Here is a 17,468-nt window from a genome sequence, read left to right as displayed (position 1 = left end):
CGTTGTCGGGAGGGCTAAGAATGGACTACACGGATGAAGTAAAACAACTCTGGCGCCACCACGATCTTGGCAGCGGCGATGCCCGGTATTCGGCCATCATTCGGTATGCCACCATGGCTGCCTCCAGCCACAACACTCAGCCCTGGCAGTTCCGGATAGAGCCGGGCCGGGTCTGGATCCTTCCGGACCTGTCACGGCGATGTCCGGCGGTGGACCCGGATGACCACCACCTGTATGCAAGCCTTGGCTGTGCCCTCGAGAACCTGCTTCAGGCCGGGCGGGCAGGTGGCCTGGAAGGGCATCCCGAATACGACCCGTCGACGACCGGAGTGAAGGTTGAATTTGAGGAAATGGCCCCTGTCCGGACGGCTCTCTTCGAGGCGATTCCAGAGCGGCAATGCAGTCGGGTTGAGTTTGATGGCGAACCCCTGACACGAAGAGAAGCCGAGCTCCTGACGCAAGCAGGCACTGGTGACGGTGTTTCGGTTCTTCTCATCGACAACGAGGAGCAGAAAGAGCAGATCACCCGCTATGTGGCCGAGGGAAACCGGGCCCAGTTTGCGGACGGTGCCTGGGCCGCTGAATTGAAATCCTGGATTCGTTTCAGCGCTGACGAGGCGGCACGCAACGGTGATGGTCTGTACGGTCCGGTGATGGGCAGCCCCTCAGTGCCTCGATGGCTGGGATTGCTTGCAATGAAGTTCGGCTTCTCGGCAAAGGCCCAGAGCCGCAAGGACTTCCGGAATATCCAGAGTTCCTCTGCGATTGCGATTCTCTACTCCGAGCGTGATGACAAACACCACTGGATTGAAGCGGGGCGATGCTATGAACGATTGGCCCTTCAGGCTGCGGCCCTGGGCCTGCGCACGGCGTTTATCAATCAACCGGTGGAGGTTGCTGCAATCAGGCCGGAGTTTGCGCGCTTTCTCGGCATTGATGAACGGCGGCCGGACCTCGTGGTGAGGATCGGCCACGGTCCGGAAAGCCCGCGATCACTGCGTCGTCGGGTAGAGCAGGTGCTGGTCTGATGGTCAGGTTGCCGGGGCCATTTCCCGTGCGACAGCACGGGGCGCGCCCGAGGCCAGGATAACGGCTCCGGTAGAGCATGCCAGCATGCTGGTCACGATCGGCAGCAGGGCGTCGCCACCGAACAGCGATGACAGGGCGCTGATGCCGCCGGCGATGGTGAACTGGGAGGCACCCAACAGGGCGGCTGCGGTCCCACCGAGATGCGGGAAGTATTCGAGGGCATTGGCCATGTTGTTGGGCACGATGCCGCCCTGGCAACCGATGGCAGCGATGATGCAGGCCGCGACCAGCCAGAACGGGCCCTCCAGCAGGACGACCGCCACCAGTGCCACCAACGCGGCAAACTGCATCGCCACCTGAACCCGCAGGAGAACGACTGATGGAAAGCGTCTCAGCAAAGGCCGGTTGATCAGGTTCAGAATCGCCATCACAGCGATATTGGCGGCGAACAGAATCGCAAACATGCCATTGGAGAGGCCGAACCACTCCTGGTAGATAAATGAGGAGTGAGTAATGAATAGCAGCATGGTGCTGAAACACAGCACCTGGATACCCACGAAACGCATGGTGGTCCGGTGGCGGAGTACCAGAAGGTAGTTGGTAACCAGGGTGCGTACCGGAGTGGTCGCCGGTGGCCTCGGTTGCAGTTTGGGGAACAGCGCAACATGCAGCGCGAATACCAGAAACACTGCGTACCCGGCCAGCACCAGGAATATGCTGTGCCAGTCGCCCAGAGCCAGCATCAGGGCGCCCATGGATGGGGCTGCTGCAGGCGCGATAAACATGATCAGACCAATGAGGCCAAACAGCCGCGCGGCTTCCTGCCCGCCAACCTGATCCCGGACAATGGCCGGGACGGACACTGCACAGAAGGCTCCGCCTATGCCCTGGATAACCCGCCAGAGCACCATATTAGAGAGCGAATCGGAGAGCGAGACCATCACGGCAGCGCCCGCAAAAATGGCGAGCCCACCCACCAGAATCGGTCGCCGGCCATAGCGATCAGACAGCGGGCCGCCTACCAGTTGAGCCAGCCCCAGGGTTGCCACATAGGCGCTGAGGGTCAGGCCGACATCACTGTGGGCAATACCGAGACTATCGGCGATGCTGGGGAATGCCGGCAAATAGGCATCCAGCGCCAGGGGCCCGAGGGCCACGGTCATTCCGAGCAGTAACGCAAGCTGAAAATGGGACAAAACCTACCTCCTTGAGAAGGTAGAAAGCTAATAATAATTCTCACCTGATGCAATGGGCAGTTTCCGAAAGCGTGATCAGGGGATCTGCAAGTTGTTGGTTGTCTGCGCATAATAGTACCCGAAATGGCCGCGGCAGTTGTGCGTAACCGGGGAGATGGGTGTGGAAGTATTATTCGTCGTTTTTATCGTGGGATTGGCGTTGTTCATTCCTGTCGGCTCGGTGCTCGGGCTCCTTGCGTTCCGTCAGGGTGGCGCTCAATCGAGGCGAATCGAAGGGCTCGAGCAGGAGATCGCATCGTTACGGGGAGAAATTGCCAGCCTCAGATATCGGACGGGGAGGGAAGAGGCTGACCCGGATACCTCGGAATCGCTCCAGCCGGAACCCCGGCAAGAACCTCCGGAGATCAAGCCCCGTCCGTCGGTGGAGATGGAATCCCCGGAACAGGTCAGGGCGCAAGAGGATGTTCAATGGCTCTCGGGAGAGCCGGAAGAACCGGTCAGGGCTGGCCGGTTCTTCCGGGCCCTGAGGGAAAACTGGATGGTCTGGCTGGGCGGCCTGAGTGTTGGTCTGGCAGGCATCTTCATGGTCAGTCATTCCATCAGTGCCGGTCTCATCGGCCCGACTCAACAGTTCCTGTTGGCTCTCATCAGCGGTCTGGTGTTGCACTGCGCCGCTGAACTCCTACGCCGCCGCCAGCAAGGCGCGGGTGAGGTCTTTGCGGCGCTGGCCGGGGGAGGGAGTATCACCTTGTATGCAGCGCTGCTTGCAGGTGTGCACCACTACGGTCTCATCAGTTCGATGGCCGGCCTGATTGGTTTGGCGATAGTGTCACTCGGCACCATGGTCATGGCGCTGGTGCACGGGCCATTACTGGCTGTCATGGGATTGAGTGGCGCCTACCTGGTGCCCATGCTCATTGGCGGCGAGGACGGCAGCGTTACCTTCGTGTTGTCCTACAGCTTCCTCGTCACCCTGAGTTCCCTGCTGCTGATGCGCTATGTCTTCCGGGAGTGGCTCTGGTATGCCACCCTGGCGGGTGCTTTGCTGTGGTGGCTGCTGACCAGTTCTGCCGTGCCGGTTGAGGTGTCGACCGCCTGTTACCTGACCGGGTTGTTCCTGGCTTTTGCGATTCTGCCGGGCAAGGTGCAGCAGAATGCCTGGCGATTACGCCAGGCCTTTCTTCCCTTGCTCGCACTCTGGGCGGTTTCAGTTGCGGGTCAGCCGGCAGATGCTCCGTTTTTCTGGGCCTGGCTGTTGATTGTTCCGGTGGCCGCACTGATCCCGCAGAGCCGCGGGGCGCTCTGGTTCCTCCCCTGGGGAGCTGTGCTGGCCAGTGCTATTGGCTGGTTGGTCTATATGAGCCGCACCAGTGCCGATGTCGTTTTCCTGGACCAGTTTCCGGCCGGGCAACGCGCGGCGTTTGTTACTTACCTGATTTCAGCAACGGTCCTCACGGTTGCGCTGGCGCTTTGGCAATGGGTGCGTCATCCCCGTCAGCGACGCTGGGCTTCCTTGATGCTGCTCTCGCCACTGGTCTGGCTGACCCTCGGCTGGTTGCTTCTGCATGGGTATGAGAGGACAACCCTATGGGCTACGGGCACGTTGCTACTGGCGGGTCTGTATGGTGTGCTGGCCTGGCAGATGGAGCGGTTTGAACGCTACCGAGAGGGTGTGGTCTGGGCGGTACTGGCGGCCCATATCGGTTATTCCCTGGCTGCCGTGATGATGTTCCGCGAGGCATCGCTGACCCTGGCGCTGTCGGTCCAGTTCATCACTCTGACGTGGCTGGCGCGACGTTTTCAGATGCCTGATCTGTATATTCTGCTCAAGCTGGCCCTGGCATTGGTGGTCGCGAGGCTGACCTTCAATCCGTGGCTGCAGGGTTATGATGCCGGCGTTCACTGGTCGCTCTGGACATACGGCGGCGCGACGGTGGCTGCGGCAATTGCCACCCGGATTGCGGACCAACACCATGGCATCCGGCCCTGGCTTGAGGCAGCCAGTCTGCACCTGCTGGTGCTGTTCCTTGGCACCGAACTGCGCTACTGGCTGTATGACGGAGATATTTTTACCCGGGAGTACAGCCTGACAGAGGCCACCATCAATACTTTGCTCTGGGGTGCCCTGAGCCTGACCTACCTCTACCGGGCCAGGGCCAGTGAGTCGCTGGCCTGGCTTTACCGGTTGTTCTCGCGAATCCTGCTAGGTTTGTCCTGCCTGAGCTACCTGGCTCTCGTAACTGTGCACAATCCCTGGTTGGGAGGCAGCGTAATCAGTGCAACGCCTGTGTTCAACATGCTGCTCCCCGCCTACGGCGGGCCGGTACTGCTGGCGCTTGTCGTCAGCCGGTTGCCTGGTTTCGGCTCCCGGTTGGTCTCCCGGTGGTTTGCAGCGGGGAGCTTCTTCCTGTTCACTGCCCTTGAAATCCGGCAGCTTTGGCGTGGCAGCGACATGGCGCTGGTTTCCGGTGTCTCCGAGGGCGAGCTGTATACCTATTCGGTAGTCGGGATGCTGTACGCCATCGCGGCAATTCTCTATTCCGGTGTCAATCACAGTCTCAGGCTGTACAAGGCGGGGATGGCATTGCTTGGTCTTGTGATCGCCAAGATCTTCCTCATCGATATGGCCGGCCTGCAGGGATTCTGGCGGGTTGCGGCCTTCATGGGGCTGGGGCTCGCCTTGCTGGGTCTGGCGTGGCTGTATCGGAGGACACCTCGCGCGCGCGGACCGGACATGAGCTAGTTTGATGATAATGTAGATAACCTGGTGGGGGAGTAGAGTGCTGGAACATCTGGAAGCTGGTCTGCAGGCATGGTTGTTGCCCGGGTTGTCGGCATTGCTGGCCGTGGTAGCCACTTACGTGACCTACCGGCTGGCGTTGGCGCTGGTCCGACGCTTTTCCCGATCCAAAACCGTTCCTCGCCTGTTCCTTGATGCATCGGCCCGCGCACTGGGCGTCGTGCTCTGCCTGTTCGTACTGGCTGGCGCACTCAAGGCGGCTCCCGACGATTTACCCCTGGTTTACGCAGTGCGGCATGTCACAACCCTGCTGCTGGTTCTTGCTCTGACCTGGGCCGCTGTGCGACTCACCTCAGCAATCGGCGATGTAATCGTGGCACTGAATCCGGTGCTCGAGGGCCAATGGAAACGCGCCCGCAAGGTGGAAACCCAGACTCGCTTCCTGGTCCGCTGCCTGAACATACTGATTGTGATTATCGGGCTCGGGGCCGCGCTTATGACCTTCGAGTCGGTGCAGCACATGGGCGCGAGCCTGCTCGCCTCGGCGGGTGTTGGCGGCATTATCCTGGGCTTTGCTGCGCGGCCGGTTCTCAGTAATCTGCTGGCCGGCCTGCAAATTGCACTGACCCAACCCTTTCGCATTGACGATGTCCTGCATGTACAGGGTGAGTGGTGTTGGGTGGAGGAGGTCACTGCCACCTATGTGGTGCTCAGGGTATGGGATTTGCGAAGGCTGGTCGTCCCGTTACAGTGGTTCATCGAAAATCCCTTCCAGAACTGGTCACGCAACAATTCAGACCTGCTGGGAACGGTCTTCATCTGGGTGGACTACACCATGCCGGTGGAACCGTTGCGGGAGGAGTTCAATCGCTTGCTCCAGGCTTCCAGCCAATGGGATGGAAAGCTCGGCACGGTTCAGGTGACCGACTCCAGTGATCAGGCGATGCAGATCCGTTTCCTGATGAGCGCGCCGGATTCCAGTCAGAACTGGGATCTGCGGTGTGCCGTTCGCGAAGGGCTGGTCACGTTCATTCAGAATAACTACCCGGATCACCTGCCCCGCGTTCGGGCCAGGCTGGTTGAAAGCTAGCCAGATCAATTTACCGTCATAATTGCCCGGCACTGACCCCGTGCCGCCTGGCGCCATGTTTCCTTGCTCTACTCACACAGTTATCCACAGATATTGTGGGTAAACCTGCCTGCCTTTTTTCATCGATTTCAGCCTTTTCCGCTTTTGTTACGATTTCCTGTCGGAAAATTGACCATTTTGTAACTAGAATACCGACAAACTTCACACCCATAATCCGTCGCGTTTAACACAATTTCACAAATTCGACGATTTATTGGTGTCTATTGACTATGAAGCGCGTCATTAATACGTCAAAGGCATGGACGGCTGCAGTGTTTATGGGGATCGTGCTCACAGGGTGTGGAGGCGATTCCAGTGTGTCAGCAGGCTCGGCTGACGGCAGCAATGATACGAGCAGCTCCTACGATTCCGGCACCAAGTCCAGTGGTGAGCGAGTCAGCTCCGACTCGGGCAGTGGCGACACCGTAGTCAGCGACAGCTCCCCGGGTGGTGAGACAACGGGGGCTGTCGATAGCGGCACAGCAGACGAGAGCCCGGTAACCAGCGAGCCGGCGGTAACCGGTACCGCCAAACTCAGCTGGGTTGCGCCGGCCACCCGTGTGAACGGCGAAGGCCTTGCCATGGGCGAGCTGGACAGTTACATCATCAGCTATGGCCAGGACGCATCCGATCTGAGCAAAACCATCGAGATCAACGACGCCAGCACAATGGAATACACCATCAATAATCTGGGCACCGGCGAGTGGTTTTTCTCGATCCAGGTTGTCGACACCGATGGCCTGGTCAGTGCCCCTTCCGATGTCGTTAGCAAAACAATCTGAATAACCGTCTCGTTCTGGCGCCCAACTGTCACGTCAGGGATTGAATCTCCCGGGCGCCTCACCCACAATCTTGGCTTCTGTTAAGTTAACAAACACTCACTTTATGGGTGGTCAGAAGGGAGAGACCGGTGACCGAGCTTGTTAGTTATGAATTGAACGATGGAATTGCAACGATTGTCCTGAACAACGGTAAGGCGAATGCCCTGAGCCACGAGGTGTTCGAGGCGCTGAACAAGGCGCTGGATCAGGCGGAGCAGGACAAGGCCGTGGTTATCCTGACCGGGCAGCCGGGTGTATTCTCCGCCGGCTATGACCTGAAAGAAATGCAGAAGGGGCCGCAGGAGGCCGCCGCGCTGGTGAAAGTCGGCTCCACCCTGACTCGCCGCCTGGCGGCATTCCCCCTGCCGGTGATTGGCGCCTGCAGCGGTCATGCCATTGCCAAGGGCGCGTTTATCCTGCTGTCGGTGGATCATCGCATCGGCATCGAAGGGCCGTTCAAGCTGGGCCTGAACGAGGTGGCCATCGGGATGACGATGCATCATGCCGGCATCGAGATTGCCCGCCACCGCCTCAACCCGCCGCACTTCTATCGTTCGGTGGTGAATGCGGAAATCTATAATCCTGAAGGTGCCGTTGAGGCCGGTTATCTGGACGAGGTGGTCGGGCAGGATAGGCTGCTTGAGCGGGCGAGTGCGCTGGCCAACCAGTTCAAGCAACTGAATATGCGCGCGCACCGTGAAACCAAGGTGAAGGCCAAGGCCGAGTATCTGGAATTGCTCGACCGTTGTATTCAGCAGGACGCCGAGAACCTGGGCTTGAGAGGTTAATTAAGGTTTTGTTTGCAGGCTGTCACAGTCTGAATTGGTTGGGCCCCTGATGGAAGCGGGGCCCGACTTGGAAACTTCAAGGGGAGGGCATGGCTGCCTTTGGGATGTGGATGCCCATGGTTTCCATTCGATTAATAAGGTTTCTCCTAAGCCCCGGCAAGTCTTTGATTTTAATGTTCCTGTACGCTTCCACTTCCTCTCCAGTGTAGGGCCTGAAGTTCTCAGGAGAGCTTCCACCAGCAATCCCTTCTTCACGGAGCATCCAGTTCAGTAAATCCGCCAGTTGCTGGTTGCTCAGCGCTGACTGCGAAGAGCCTGGAACCTGAACCAGAAAAGCCCGGCCCCCTTCCACCTTCAGGAAGTTGCCGACAAAGCCTGTCATTTGGGGGATTCCGTTGCGCGGAGATCCTTCCCCGTTGGTCAGATGACAACCCAGGCATTGCAGTCGGTAGTTAACCGAAGAAGAGTAACCTGCCTGGCTCAAGGGTGTCTGCTCGGCCTCGTTACCGGGAGCTGGCCTCTGAGTAGTGTCAGGAATCACCCTTGCCTCTCCAAACGGAGAGGCAAGGAGCAGGGTTAACGACATGGCCAGGATGGATGGTTTCATCACATTGCCTCTCAGGTTGCGATACCCCGAATGACTGCGACGGTGCAGTTATACACATTGCTTTCTGCACCCAGGCACCAGTTGATGTCATTGTTGTTGAACGGACGGTACATCGGTTCTTCACTGTCATTTCTCGTACAGGCGCATTGGCCGCAGCTGTGTTTACCACAGCAGTCATTGTAGGAAATGATGTAATCAATACCATCGGCCGGATTGCGGCAGGTGCCCACCCAGGTGACCTGAGAGGTTTCAGTACCCGGAGGGCAGCTGGTTACCGATCCGCCGCAGCAGCTGCAGAGGAAGCCATCGACAGAGCAATAACGCCAGTAATCGCAGCTTGTCGGGTCTCCGGGGTCGCCGGCCTTGGGAGACTCGGCTGCCAGAGCCTTACTGGTTCTGTCGATGGGCAGTAACACCGGGGCCGCCGTACCGATTGCCAGGAGTGAGCCAAATTTTGCGATGAAGTGGCGTCTGCCGGAGGTATTGGCAACATGGCGTGATGAACGTTCAAAAAAGCGATCTAGAAATTTCATTTTATTATTCTCCCTGATCAGGACGGCGTATGAATGCGCGGAGATTCGGATTGGGTCTTCAGATACTGCTGAAGCGTTGAAGACCCCATCAATTCGGTTTCAAAGAGGCTGTCGAGGTGTTCCCGGGAGTTGACCAGCCCCTTGGCTTTCAAGGTGCCCTTGGCATCAATCAGTGCTGCGTAGGGCAGCTTGCCAATCTGAAAAGTCATGCCGATCTCCGGGCTGACGACGTAGCGGCTGTTTTCCAGTCCTGCATCTGCAATCAGCTTTTCCTGGGCGGCAGGGTCTCCGTCACTGACATATACAACATCAAGATTATCGCTTGAACGATCAATCGCTTTGATTGCGGGAATCAGCGACTTACAGATAGGGCAGGTGGGGGAGAGGAAAAACAGCAGTGTCGAGCGCTCGCCGGCATAACCGATATTCACCGGCTTTCCAGAGCGGTCTGCTGCTGTCACCTGAGGAGCTGGCTGGCCCACCTCCACACCTTTGTCCATCATCAGTGCGCCTGCCGGGGCAATGCGTGAATGCAGGACTCCGATCTGACGGATAAGTCCCAGAATAACCACCGCAGTGGCGATCAGAAGAAGCCAGAGTAATACGTTTGAAACAATCAGTGCTTGCATCTTATTTGTCTCCTGACAATTTGATCAAAAGGGGTCTGTTGGCCAGCCAAAGATCTGCTGCGGCATAGAGCAGAACCGCGACGGTACCGGCGGCAACCATGACGAAGTTGTCGTGCAGGGATACGGTCCTCTCGAGCATCGGGAAGAGCGCGCCAAGCGCAAGAACTCCGAGAAAGAAATTGCGAAGCAACAGCATGGGATGGAGTGGTTGGCGCATGGCCGGGCCGGAACATCCACAGTCCATATCATGGCGGCCGCGCATCAGGTTAATGCCGATGGCCAGGGCATACGCGGCGATCAATGCCAGGGCGACCGAGGCTGCGTATGGTCTGCTGGTTGTCCAGAGCAGGCCAGCCGCGGTCAGAAGCTCTGTCACTGGCAGCGCGAGCGCGATGACAGGCGTCAGGAAGGAGGGAGTCAGTCGATACTCTTCCACCTGGCGCCGAAACCAGTGCGGTTTTCTGAGCTTGTGACTGGCAGCGCTGGCGAATATCACGCTCAGGGCCAGTGCTGCTGCCGTGCTGATAATGGGATCGATCATCGGGTTACCCCTCAGTGGTTAATAACCAGTGTCGGTGTTTTGGTGACCCCCGCCATGGTTCCTGTGTGTTGGCCCGAGCCCAGATCAAAAATCTCCAGTCCACCTTCAATGTTGGTGCCAAGCAGGAGAGGATCGTCGTCGGAGGTTGCGCTGAGGCTCCAGATCAGGTTGGGGGACTCCAGGGTTCTCATTTTTTCGCCGGTTTTAAGGTCAAACTCCCAGATAATGGTACTGGGGTCTTCCCACTTGTGGGGTTTGTGATCCGGGTGCATCAGGACATACATGCGGTTCAGGGCCGGCGCTGTAGCAATAAGCTGCCAGCCGCCGGGGGCCCAGCCCTCGGCTCTTTGTTCTTCTGTGGTCAGGGACCAGCGCGGCAGTATTTCGGGTTTCTTCCCGGAGAGATCTGCCGAGAGCACGTCGCCGTCTGTGGTGACAAAGTAATAGGTTGAGCCCACGTTTGTTGCCCGTTCAACCAGTCGTTCCAAGTCGGGGTCGAAAAACTTCGTGGATGTCCGATTAACTTCCTTGCCGGCATCGTTCAGAGTAATAACCTGAAGCGAGCCGTCACCGCACAGTGACGCAAACCTTCGATCTCCCACGGGATAGTTGAGAATACATCCCTGGATGGCGAGTTCATTCACAACTTCCTGTTTTTCCGTGTCGACAACGGTCACCGAGGTGGATGGTGTGAAGTTGTAGATGTAGACGAATTTGTCATCCGCGCTTGTGTTGAGGGCGAAGCGCTCCGTGAGAGTAAAGGCACGCTTGGTCGGGATTTTGACTTCCCATTTCGGGGACAGAGTGGTGCTGTCCCAGGCTGTCAGGACATCGGTCCGATCGCCCCGGGTGTAGCGACTGAAAAAGATGTCCGCCGTGTACACGGTTTTACGATCCTTCGACAGAGCCGCAGGAGCCGCGTGTCCAGTGGGTATCATTCCGAGGTAGGTTTTCGAGTCAGGGTCGACTACCACCACCCGGGTCGAAACCATGTTGTTGAACTCGAAATCAACCATATAGCTGCGATGGTCACCTGGGGCCGATAGCACGGTGTTGCCTACCGATTCCTCAGGTAACACTGCGAAAGCTGAGGCGCTGATCAGCCCGGAGGCCAGCATCAGGCCACAGGCCAGTTTCTTGTATAAATGCATAGTTTGGGTCCTCGTTTGTTGTTTTGTGTCGATTCTATTTTTTCAGGCTGATCACCCGGGCCTGGGTAACGGCCTTGAGCCCTTCGAGTCCGAACTCACAGCCATAACCAGAGGCCTTGTTGCCGCCAAAAGGAACCATGGGGTGGATGGCGCCGTGCTGATTGATCCAGATAGTCCCGGCTTCCAGGCGACTGGCCGTTTCCGCGGCGGTGGCCGGGTCATCAGCCCAGACTGAAGCTCCCAATGCCGCCGGGAGCCGGTTGGCAGAAGCGACGGCCGCATTGAGATCGCGATAGCGCACGATTGGCAGAGCGGGGCCAAACTGTTCTTCGTCAACGAGTCGCTGGCCGTCGTTGATGTCGCCAACCAGAGTCACTGGCAAAAAGTATCCTTTGTCTGGTGTATCGCCGAACTCTCTCACGTCGCACTGGTTTGCCCGGGCATCGGCAATCAGTTCGCGGACTTTGTCGTATTGCATTTTGTTCTGCAGGGGGCCAATCAATACGTTCTCGTCAGTTCCGTCGCCGATGGTCATCTGGCTGGCAATGTTGCCGAGTGAGGACATGACCGCTTCGTAGTCATCCTCGTGAACATAGAGCCGCTTGATGCAGGCACAGGTCTGGCCCATGTTGAGGAAAGCACCCCAGAACAGGCCCTCGGCGATGGCACCGGCGTTTGTTCCGGGCAAGACAATGGCAGCGTCATTACCGCCCAGCTCCAGAGTGATCGGCGCCAGGTTGTGAGCCGAGGCCTCAATAATCCGCCGGCCCGTGGCCTCGCTGCCGGTAAACATGATTTTGTCGATGTCGGGGTGACTGGTCAGTTTGCTGCCAATGCGCCCGTCTCCGGTTATGGTGTTGAGAACGCCGGGCGGCAGCACCTGATTGATCAGCCTGACCATCTCAAGTGTTGCTATGGGGGTGTACTCCGAGGGCTTGAGAACCACGGTGTTGCCCATTCGAATTGCCGGTATGATCTGCCAGATGGCAATCATCAGCGGCCAGTTCCACGGCGCTATCGCGGCCACGACACCCAGGGGAACACGGTGCAGCGTGTCCTTTCGTTCGTCGTCTTCGTAGACGACCTCCGGGGCCAGTTCCAGGCTGGCGGGTACCTGTGTCCATCCGACGCAGGCCTGCATCTCGAATCTTGAGCCCGGCCCGGACAGGGGTTTGCCCTGTTCCCGGGTGATCAGGTCCGCAAGGTATTCCGAGTTTTCTTCCAGGACCCTTGCGATACGGGCGGTTATCTCTGCGCGGTCCTTGTCGCTGCGCCGTGCCCAGGCTGGCTGAGCTGCTCTGGCGGCGCTGACTGCCTGTTCCACTTCATCTTCGGTGCTGATCGGAGCCAGCCCCAGCAAGTCGCCGTTGGCGGGGTTGAAAATCTTCTGATTTTCAACCGGTTCTGCGAGTTCACCATTCACAACGTTTTGATACTTTTGCATGCGTCTGCTCTCCAATCAGAAACCGATGACGGCAATAATCTGGGCATAGGTGCTCAGGTCATCGTCCTGATACTGGCTTCCGCCATTGGCTGCACTGTTTTCAGGTTTGTAGAAACCAATCACCGGGCTGATGAACAGGTTTTCGCGCACTGCCCACTCTGCATAAAGGTCAATTTCCTGACTGTCCAGCGTGCCGGTGCCCTGATTGGTATCGCTGAAATCAAAGAACAACGCACCTACGGCCAGGTTAGATGTCGGATAAGCTTTCACACCCAAGTGGAGTACGTCGGTGTCAGTGTTGAAGGGGCCGGCATAGTTGGCCGCGACTTCGCCCTGGAACCAGGTGCCGTAACCGCGGTTGAATCCGAAGAAGAGTGGGTCGAAGCCTTCGTCAAACTGAGAGAAGCGGGCGCTGACTTCCGGAGCCCATGTCACTTCCGAAAAGCTCCATCCGGCTTCGAGGTACCATGCCTCGGCATCCGGCCGGCTGGCATCGCCCTGATCCTGGGTCACGATTTCGCCAGAAAGAAAAAGCTGCTCTGTACCGGCGTTACCCTGATAGCGAAGGCTTGTGGTTTTCTGGCCATCCCTGTTGCTGAGACCTAGCGCCTGGGCATAGTTATCGTCTACATCCAGCCCCTTGATATGCATGAGGCCGAAGGTGCCATAGGGAGCAACGTATTCGAGGTTTATCCCTGCCAGTTCGGTATCGGCCTGGGCGTTGTTGTCTGATTGCAGCCAGAACACGTCAGAGCGCAGGCCGGAGTCGCCACCAATGCGCGCAATGGCTGTGCTGTCGAAGGCCTTTCGTGCGGCCAGCCAGTAGGCGCCACCGCGATCGAAGTCGAGCCCGCCGCCGTTGAGGTTGTCGCCAAGGTTGAGAGAATCGCCGTTGATCAGGAACCCGTCACCAATGGCGAAATTCTGTCGCCCGACGGATACGTCCAGTCCATCAGTGCCGAGCGCGGGGAGAAGGTTGCCGGAACGGAAGCCGATGTAGGCATCCTCAAGGTCGGTCCGTCGCTCATCGCCGGAAGTAAAGCCGCCGGCATCGCCGTCGCCCCAGGTTCCCGAGGAAAGGACATTGACGGCGCCATAGGTGGTTGCCGCCTGCGTCAGGTTATAATGACCTGATACGCCGAACTTGATATAGCCCTCCTGCCAGAAGGCGCCGCCCCGATCAGTGTCGTACAGGTAGTTCTTGTCGCTGCTGAACACGCCCGCTGCTATTTCAAGGTCGCCGTTCAGTTCGTAGTCCGCGCCACTGGAAAGGGAAGCCGCCAGTGCGGACGGGATGATCAGCTGGGAAGTTAAAACCCACAAAACGGGGTTGTTCAGTCGTTGGTTCTTAAACATTCTGACACCTTGTTCTTGTTGGTCTGAAAGCCGGTATCACCCTCATGCCGGTTTGCCATGAAGATCTTGCCGAATTGGTAAAAGCTCCAAAGGCTATGTTCGTCAACTTCGGCTCTGAGTACTTTCTCTCCCGTGCCAGAACGTTCACTGATTGCGCCAGAGATGAACTGCGTTTCCTTGACATTTGTTCAGTGTTTGCTCATTTTGAGCCACATTGTGATACAAATATAAGAGGTCACAACAATGCTTCCGTGTTCCAATTCCGGCGCTCAGTTCGAAAGCTGGATCAATAATATCAACGCCATATGCGGCCCTTTCGCTGCAGATCCTATGGGCGGTGAATTCTCTGGCATTATTGAAAAGGTTGGTGGCTCCGGCCTGAATATGTCGAAAGTGGAGATTCAGGGGGCAGATCTCTATCGGACGCCAAAAGAGATACGGAAAAGTGGAATTCCTGATTTTTTCTGTGTCTTTCAAACGGGAGGGGAGTCTTTCGTCGAACAGGCGGGTAATCGATCCTCCATGGAGACGGGGGACATCGTGCTGATGGATTCAGCTCTACCCTTCCGTTTTTCCTATCCTCGGGAAGCTCAGCAGATTTCGCTCATTCTTCCGCGCGATATAATCGAGCGGGTACTGAGCCTGAGTAAAATCGAGCTGGGTGTGAAAATCCCCGCCGATTCCCACATCGCCAGCTTTGCAAGTCGACTGGTCAAGGAAGCGTCTCTTCATCAGAATCTGGAATTTGATGAAGGCGCCGCGATACTCGATTCTCTTGCAACCCTGATTAAACCATCAGTGCTTAAGAGCATCAGTGGTTCTGACCCAAGGGACCGGGTGTTCCGGGATGCCTCTGAATTTATCAAAGCAAACATCGGACAGCCGGGACTGAATGCAGACATGGTCGCGAATTCTATTGGAGTGTCCGTTCGCAGTCTTTACCGGGTTTTTTCGGCCCGTTCAACTACTCTTTCGGAATTCGTGAAAGCACAGCGTCTGGAAATGTGTGCGGAATACATCCGAGCCCATCGGGGAAAGCTGAATTTGACGGAGGCGGCCTATCGATTCGGTTTCTGCAGTTCAAGTTACTTTTCTACGGCCTTCAAACAGCGGTTTGGACATACTCCCTCACAATTTAAAAAACACTGCACTTGATGGTTCCTTGAGTAGGCGTCTACGCCATTAGGTCAGTCGCGGTGCAGCCCGGAACCGGAACAGCTTCGCCAGCATCAGGTCGGGAAACGACTGGATCCGTGTGTTGTAGATCATCGCGCTTTCGGTGTAGCTGTTTCGCAGCAGCGACAGGTAATTCTCGGTCTCGGCCATGATGGCCATGAACTTCCGGATCACCTCGTTGTTCTTGAGGTCCGGGTAGTTCTCGATCCGGGCCTGCATGGCCCGGGTTACTTTCTGCTCGAAGCCGGCCAGTTTCTCGACATCTTTTCCCGTTTCCATGGTTGCCGGATTGGCTGCCCTCAGCTGTGCGATGGCTTTTAGCAGCTGCTTCTCATGGGCCAAGGAGGCCTTCACCACCTTTTCCAGGTTCGGCCAGAGATCGTGCCGCTGTTGCAGGATGGTGTCGATATTGGCCCGGGCCCGGTTTACCCGGTTTTTCAGGAAGACGATGTCGTTGTAGTGCAGGATGCCGATGTATAGGCACAGCAACAGGGGTACCGTGAGCGCCGCCATCATCAGGTTGTCCGGGCTGAAGGTGCCGTCGGCCGCGAACACCGTGGTGGCGGCAAACAGGGACAGGCCAAGACTCAGGGCGATGCCGACAAAGCCTCGGGCGCCCCGGTCAAGCACGATGTCCTGCTCTTCCTTGGCGCTGATCAGGAAGGGAGAGTTGTTGTCCTGCCGGATGCTCAGCCGGTCTGACTGTTCCTTGTCGAGCCCCGCGAAGCCGAGGCAATAGACGTTCACGAAGGTATCCAGCAGTCTGACGGTGTAGCGCCGGTCACCCCGGGTTTCCTGGTGGAATTTCGGGTATTCGATGGTCGCCCCTTCCGGGTGGACCAGCACCTGGCCGTGAGGATCTTCCAGCCAGAAAGACACCCGCTCGGATCGCTCTTCTACTGTGCGCCACTTGTCATCTTTTCCGCCACCCTCGCGTTCTTCAACCTTGTAGTCAAAGGCCACGCACTTTTCATTTTTCAGCGGGTCGCGAATGGGCGGATGCGCGTCATCCACGTCGACCATGCCTTTGAGTTCGGACAGCCCGAAGCTCAACCCCCGGGTACTGCTGGTGGGAACCGCTTCGATCAGGCGCTTGAGCTTGACCGTGCGGATTGCGAGGAATATCAGTAGCACCGAGAGCGCTGCGCTTCCCGCGGCAAAGATCCAGCTCTTGGTGGAGTGCTGGTATCGGCCTTGTGGCTGGTTTTCCACAATCTTCCGGACCCTGGACGTGGTCTGGTCGTCCAGGTCCGGGAGCGGCAGGCGCTTTTCCACAAGGCTGCGGAACATCCACCGGTCGAGCCAGCCGCTGGTGCTCTGGCGGATAAGCTGTTGCAGGGCCGCCACGTCAGCGAGCAGAAGGGGATTGTTCTCGTGACCGTTGAGCTGCTCGTACCGCGCCTCATAAAGTGTGGCAATGGCGGACCATTCCTGCTTCAGCTTGGCGATGCCGAGGGCCGAGAGCGTTCCGGTTACAGCCAGGGTCATCGCCAGCACATACACCCAGAACCGGTGCACCTTCAGGGCGGTCAGCCCCAGTGCCAGTCCCAGGGCGAGCAGGCCGGTGGCGATGGAAATCCGGATGGCGGCGCCGAAAAGGCGGTCACCGCTGTCTGCCTCCAAAGGGCGATCGGAAATAAGCGCTGGCAGGCTGAAAGTCGTGAGGTCAGAGAAGGTTACTGACTGCTCTCCGGCATCGTAACGACCGATGATCCGGGCGGTTTCGCCGGGTTGCAGGGTCCACTCCGAGTAGATCCTGTCTCCCCTTCGGGTGCGATAGGAGCGGGCGATATTCCATTCCACTGATGACAGGTTGTGGCCGGGCTCGATCAGCACGCTGCCACTCTGGTCCTCGACGCGAAAGCTGCCGCCACGGGAGCCGGAGTCCAAGGTGCGGATGCGCAGGTCCCCGTCAGAATCCCGGTACTCCTCTTCCAGTTTGTAGCGGTAATACACCGCCTCGGTATTGGAGTAGGGGGTTGTGACCGTGTCTGCCGCCACACGCACCTCACCGGCAATCACGTAGGGTCCTTTGGCCAGGGCGCCGATGGGCGTTTCTGGCAATCGCTGCATCTGGCGAGCCTCGGCAAGTTGCCCCAGGCCGGTCTGCATTAGGTGGAAGGTGCCGGCAAGGGCGGCGATTGCGAGCAGGGCCATGACAATCCGGCCGGGAACACTGGCGATATTGAGGCGCCGCATGGAGTTAACAGTCCTTTTTTTGGTGGTGCATGAGAGGCGGCAGTATACCCTGATCAAATTACCTTCACATTCGGCGGGGTCACACAGCAAAGGGCTTGCAGGCACCTGTCCTGATGTTGCCAACAAAGT

General features: G+C 57.8%; 15 protein-coding genes. 6 read left to right on the top strand and 9 right to left on the bottom strand.

Features of this window, described 5'->3' with window-relative positions:
• Positions 1-20: 20 nt before the first annotated feature.
• The gene (locus R6W86_RS08995) at positions 21-1,028 is read left to right on the top strand and encodes an Acg family FMN-binding oxidoreductase (RefSeq protein WP_410329024.1); all 1,008 of its coding nucleotides are present in this window, start codon (positions 21-23) and stop codon (positions 1,026-1,028) included.
• 3 nt (positions 1,029-1,031) lie between these two features.
• On the opposite strand, the gene R6W86_RS08990 is transcribed toward R6W86_RS08995, so the two are convergent.
• Positions 1,032-2,225, bottom strand: a complete 1,194-nt coding sequence (locus tag R6W86_RS08990; protein ID WP_410329023.1) for a multidrug effflux MFS transporter — start codon at positions 2,223-2,225, stop codon at positions 1,032-1,034.
• Between the two features lie 160 nt (positions 2,226-2,385).
• Here R6W86_RS08990 and R6W86_RS08985 point away from each other — a divergent pair, with 160 nt between their 5' ends.
• The 4 genes from R6W86_RS08985 to R6W86_RS08970 all read left to right on the top strand — a co-directional run bounded on the left by R6W86_RS08985 (position 2,386) and on the right by R6W86_RS08970 (position 7,703).
• Positions 2,386-4,968 carry a DUF2339 domain-containing protein gene (locus R6W86_RS08985; protein WP_410329022.1) on the top strand — a complete coding sequence of 861 codons (2,583 nt, stop codon included), beginning with the start codon at positions 2,386-2,388 and terminating at the stop codon, positions 4,966-4,968.
• A 37-nt stretch (positions 4,969-5,005) separates the two neighbouring features.
• Positions 5,006-6,055 carry a mechanosensitive ion channel family protein gene (locus R6W86_RS08980; RefSeq protein WP_410329021.1) on the top strand — a complete coding sequence of 350 codons (1,050 nt, stop codon included), beginning with the start codon at positions 5,006-5,008 and terminating at the stop codon, positions 6,053-6,055.
• 356 nt (positions 6,056-6,411) lie between these two features.
• Positions 6,412-6,876, top strand: a complete 465-nt coding sequence (locus tag R6W86_RS08975; protein ID WP_410329020.1) for a fibronectin type III domain-containing protein — start codon at positions 6,412-6,414, stop codon at positions 6,874-6,876.
• A 128-nt stretch (positions 6,877-7,004) separates the two neighbouring features.
• Positions 7,005-7,703: a crotonase/enoyl-CoA hydratase family protein gene (locus tag R6W86_RS08970; RefSeq protein WP_410329019.1), complete on the top strand. Its 699-nt coding sequence runs from the start codon at positions 7,005-7,007 to the stop codon at positions 7,701-7,703.
• Between the two features lie 76 nt (positions 7,704-7,779).
• Here the strand turns inward: R6W86_RS08970 and R6W86_RS08965 are convergent, their stop codons facing one another.
• From R6W86_RS08965 to R6W86_RS08935, 7 genes are read right to left on the bottom strand one after another with little or no spacing between them, the layout of a single operon-like run.
• Entirely contained in the window at positions 7,780-8,310 is a 531-nt protein-coding gene (locus tag R6W86_RS08965; RefSeq protein ID WP_175497223.1) for a cytochrome C, read from the bottom strand.
• 11 nt (positions 8,311-8,321) lie between these two features.
• Complete coding sequence (locus R6W86_RS08960) at positions 8,322-8,843, bottom strand: methylamine dehydrogenase light chain (RefSeq protein ID WP_410329018.1); 522 nt, start codon at positions 8,841-8,843, stop codon at positions 8,322-8,324.
• A gap of 17 nt (positions 8,844-8,860) precedes the next feature.
• The gene (gene mauD, locus R6W86_RS08955; RefSeq protein ID WP_410329017.1) at positions 8,861-9,472 is read right to left on the bottom strand and encodes a methylamine dehydrogenase accessory protein MauD; all 612 of its coding nucleotides are present in this window, start codon (positions 9,470-9,472) and stop codon (positions 8,861-8,863) included.
• 1 nt (position 9,473) lies between these two features.
• A complete protein-coding gene (locus tag R6W86_RS08950) occupies positions 9,474-10,013 on the bottom strand; it encodes a MauE/DoxX family redox-associated membrane protein (protein ID WP_410329016.1) in 540 nt (179 codons plus the stop codon).
• 11 nt (positions 10,014-10,024) lie between these two features.
• Positions 10,025-11,164, bottom strand: coding sequence for an amine dehydrogenase large subunit (locus R6W86_RS08945; RefSeq protein WP_410329015.1), 1,140 nt, complete (start codon positions 11,162-11,164; stop codon positions 10,025-10,027).
• Positions 11,165-11,198: 34 nt separating this feature from the next.
• Positions 11,199-12,608, bottom strand: coding sequence for an aldehyde dehydrogenase family protein (locus tag R6W86_RS08940; protein ID WP_410329014.1), 1,410 nt, complete (start codon positions 12,606-12,608; stop codon positions 11,199-11,201).
• A gap of 15 nt (positions 12,609-12,623) precedes the next feature.
• A complete protein-coding gene (locus tag R6W86_RS08935) occupies positions 12,624-13,946 on the bottom strand; it encodes a hypothetical protein (RefSeq protein ID WP_410329107.1) in 1,323 nt (440 codons plus the stop codon).
• A 261-nt stretch (positions 13,947-14,207) separates the two neighbouring features.
• Here R6W86_RS08935 and feaR point away from each other — a divergent pair, with 261 nt between their 5' ends.
• Complete coding sequence (gene feaR / locus R6W86_RS08930; protein ID WP_410329013.1) at positions 14,208-15,119, top strand: transcriptional regulator FeaR; 912 nt, start codon at positions 14,208-14,210, stop codon at positions 15,117-15,119.
• 27 nt (positions 15,120-15,146) lie between these two features.
• Here feaR and R6W86_RS08925 read toward each other — a convergent pair whose 3' ends face one another.
• Positions 15,147-17,339 (bottom strand): LemA family protein, encoded by a 2,193-nt coding sequence (locus R6W86_RS08925; RefSeq protein ID WP_410329012.1) that lies wholly within the window; start codon positions 17,337-17,339, stop codon positions 15,147-15,149.
• Positions 17,340-17,468: the final 129 nt, after the last annotated feature.

This window comes from Marinobacter sp. (genome assembly GCF_046484525.1).
GTDB lineage: Bacteria > Pseudomonadota > Gammaproteobacteria > Pseudomonadales > Oleiphilaceae > Marinobacter.
Note: the sequence above shows the minus strand (reverse complement) of the source record. Positions and strands in the feature narration are given on the sequence as shown.

Coding starts and splice junctions, on each gene's coding strand:
- R6W86_RS08950 (WP_410329016.1), bottom strand. CDS start 10,013: ATGATCGATCCCATTATCAGCACGGCAGCAGCACTGGCCCTGAGCGTG.
- R6W86_RS08965 (WP_175497223.1), bottom strand. CDS start 8,310: ATGAAACCATCCATCCTGGCCATGTCGTTAACCCTGCTCCTTGCCTCT.
- R6W86_RS08925 (WP_410329012.1), bottom strand. CDS start 17,339: ATGCGGCGCCTCAATATCGCCAGTGTTCCCGGCCGGATTGTCATGGCC.
- R6W86_RS08940 (WP_410329014.1), bottom strand. CDS start 12,608: ATGCAAAAGTATCAAAACGTTGTGAATGGTGAACTCGCAGAACCGGTT.
- mauD (WP_410329017.1), bottom strand. CDS start 9,472: ATGCAAGCACTGATTGTTTCAAACGTATTACTCTGGCTTCTTCTGATC.
- feaR (WP_410329013.1), top strand. CDS start 14,208: ATGCTTCCGTGTTCCAATTCCGGCGCTCAGTTCGAAAGCTGGATCAAT.
- R6W86_RS08960 (WP_410329018.1), bottom strand. CDS start 8,843: ATGAAATTTCTAGATCGCTTTTTTGAACGTTCATCACGCCATGTTGCC.
- R6W86_RS08945 (WP_410329015.1), bottom strand. CDS start 11,164: ATGCATTTATACAAGAAACTGGCCTGTGGCCTGATGCTGGCCTCCGGG.
- R6W86_RS08995 (WP_410329024.1), top strand. CDS start 21: ATGGACTACACGGATGAAGTAAAACAACTCTGGCGCCACCACGATCTT.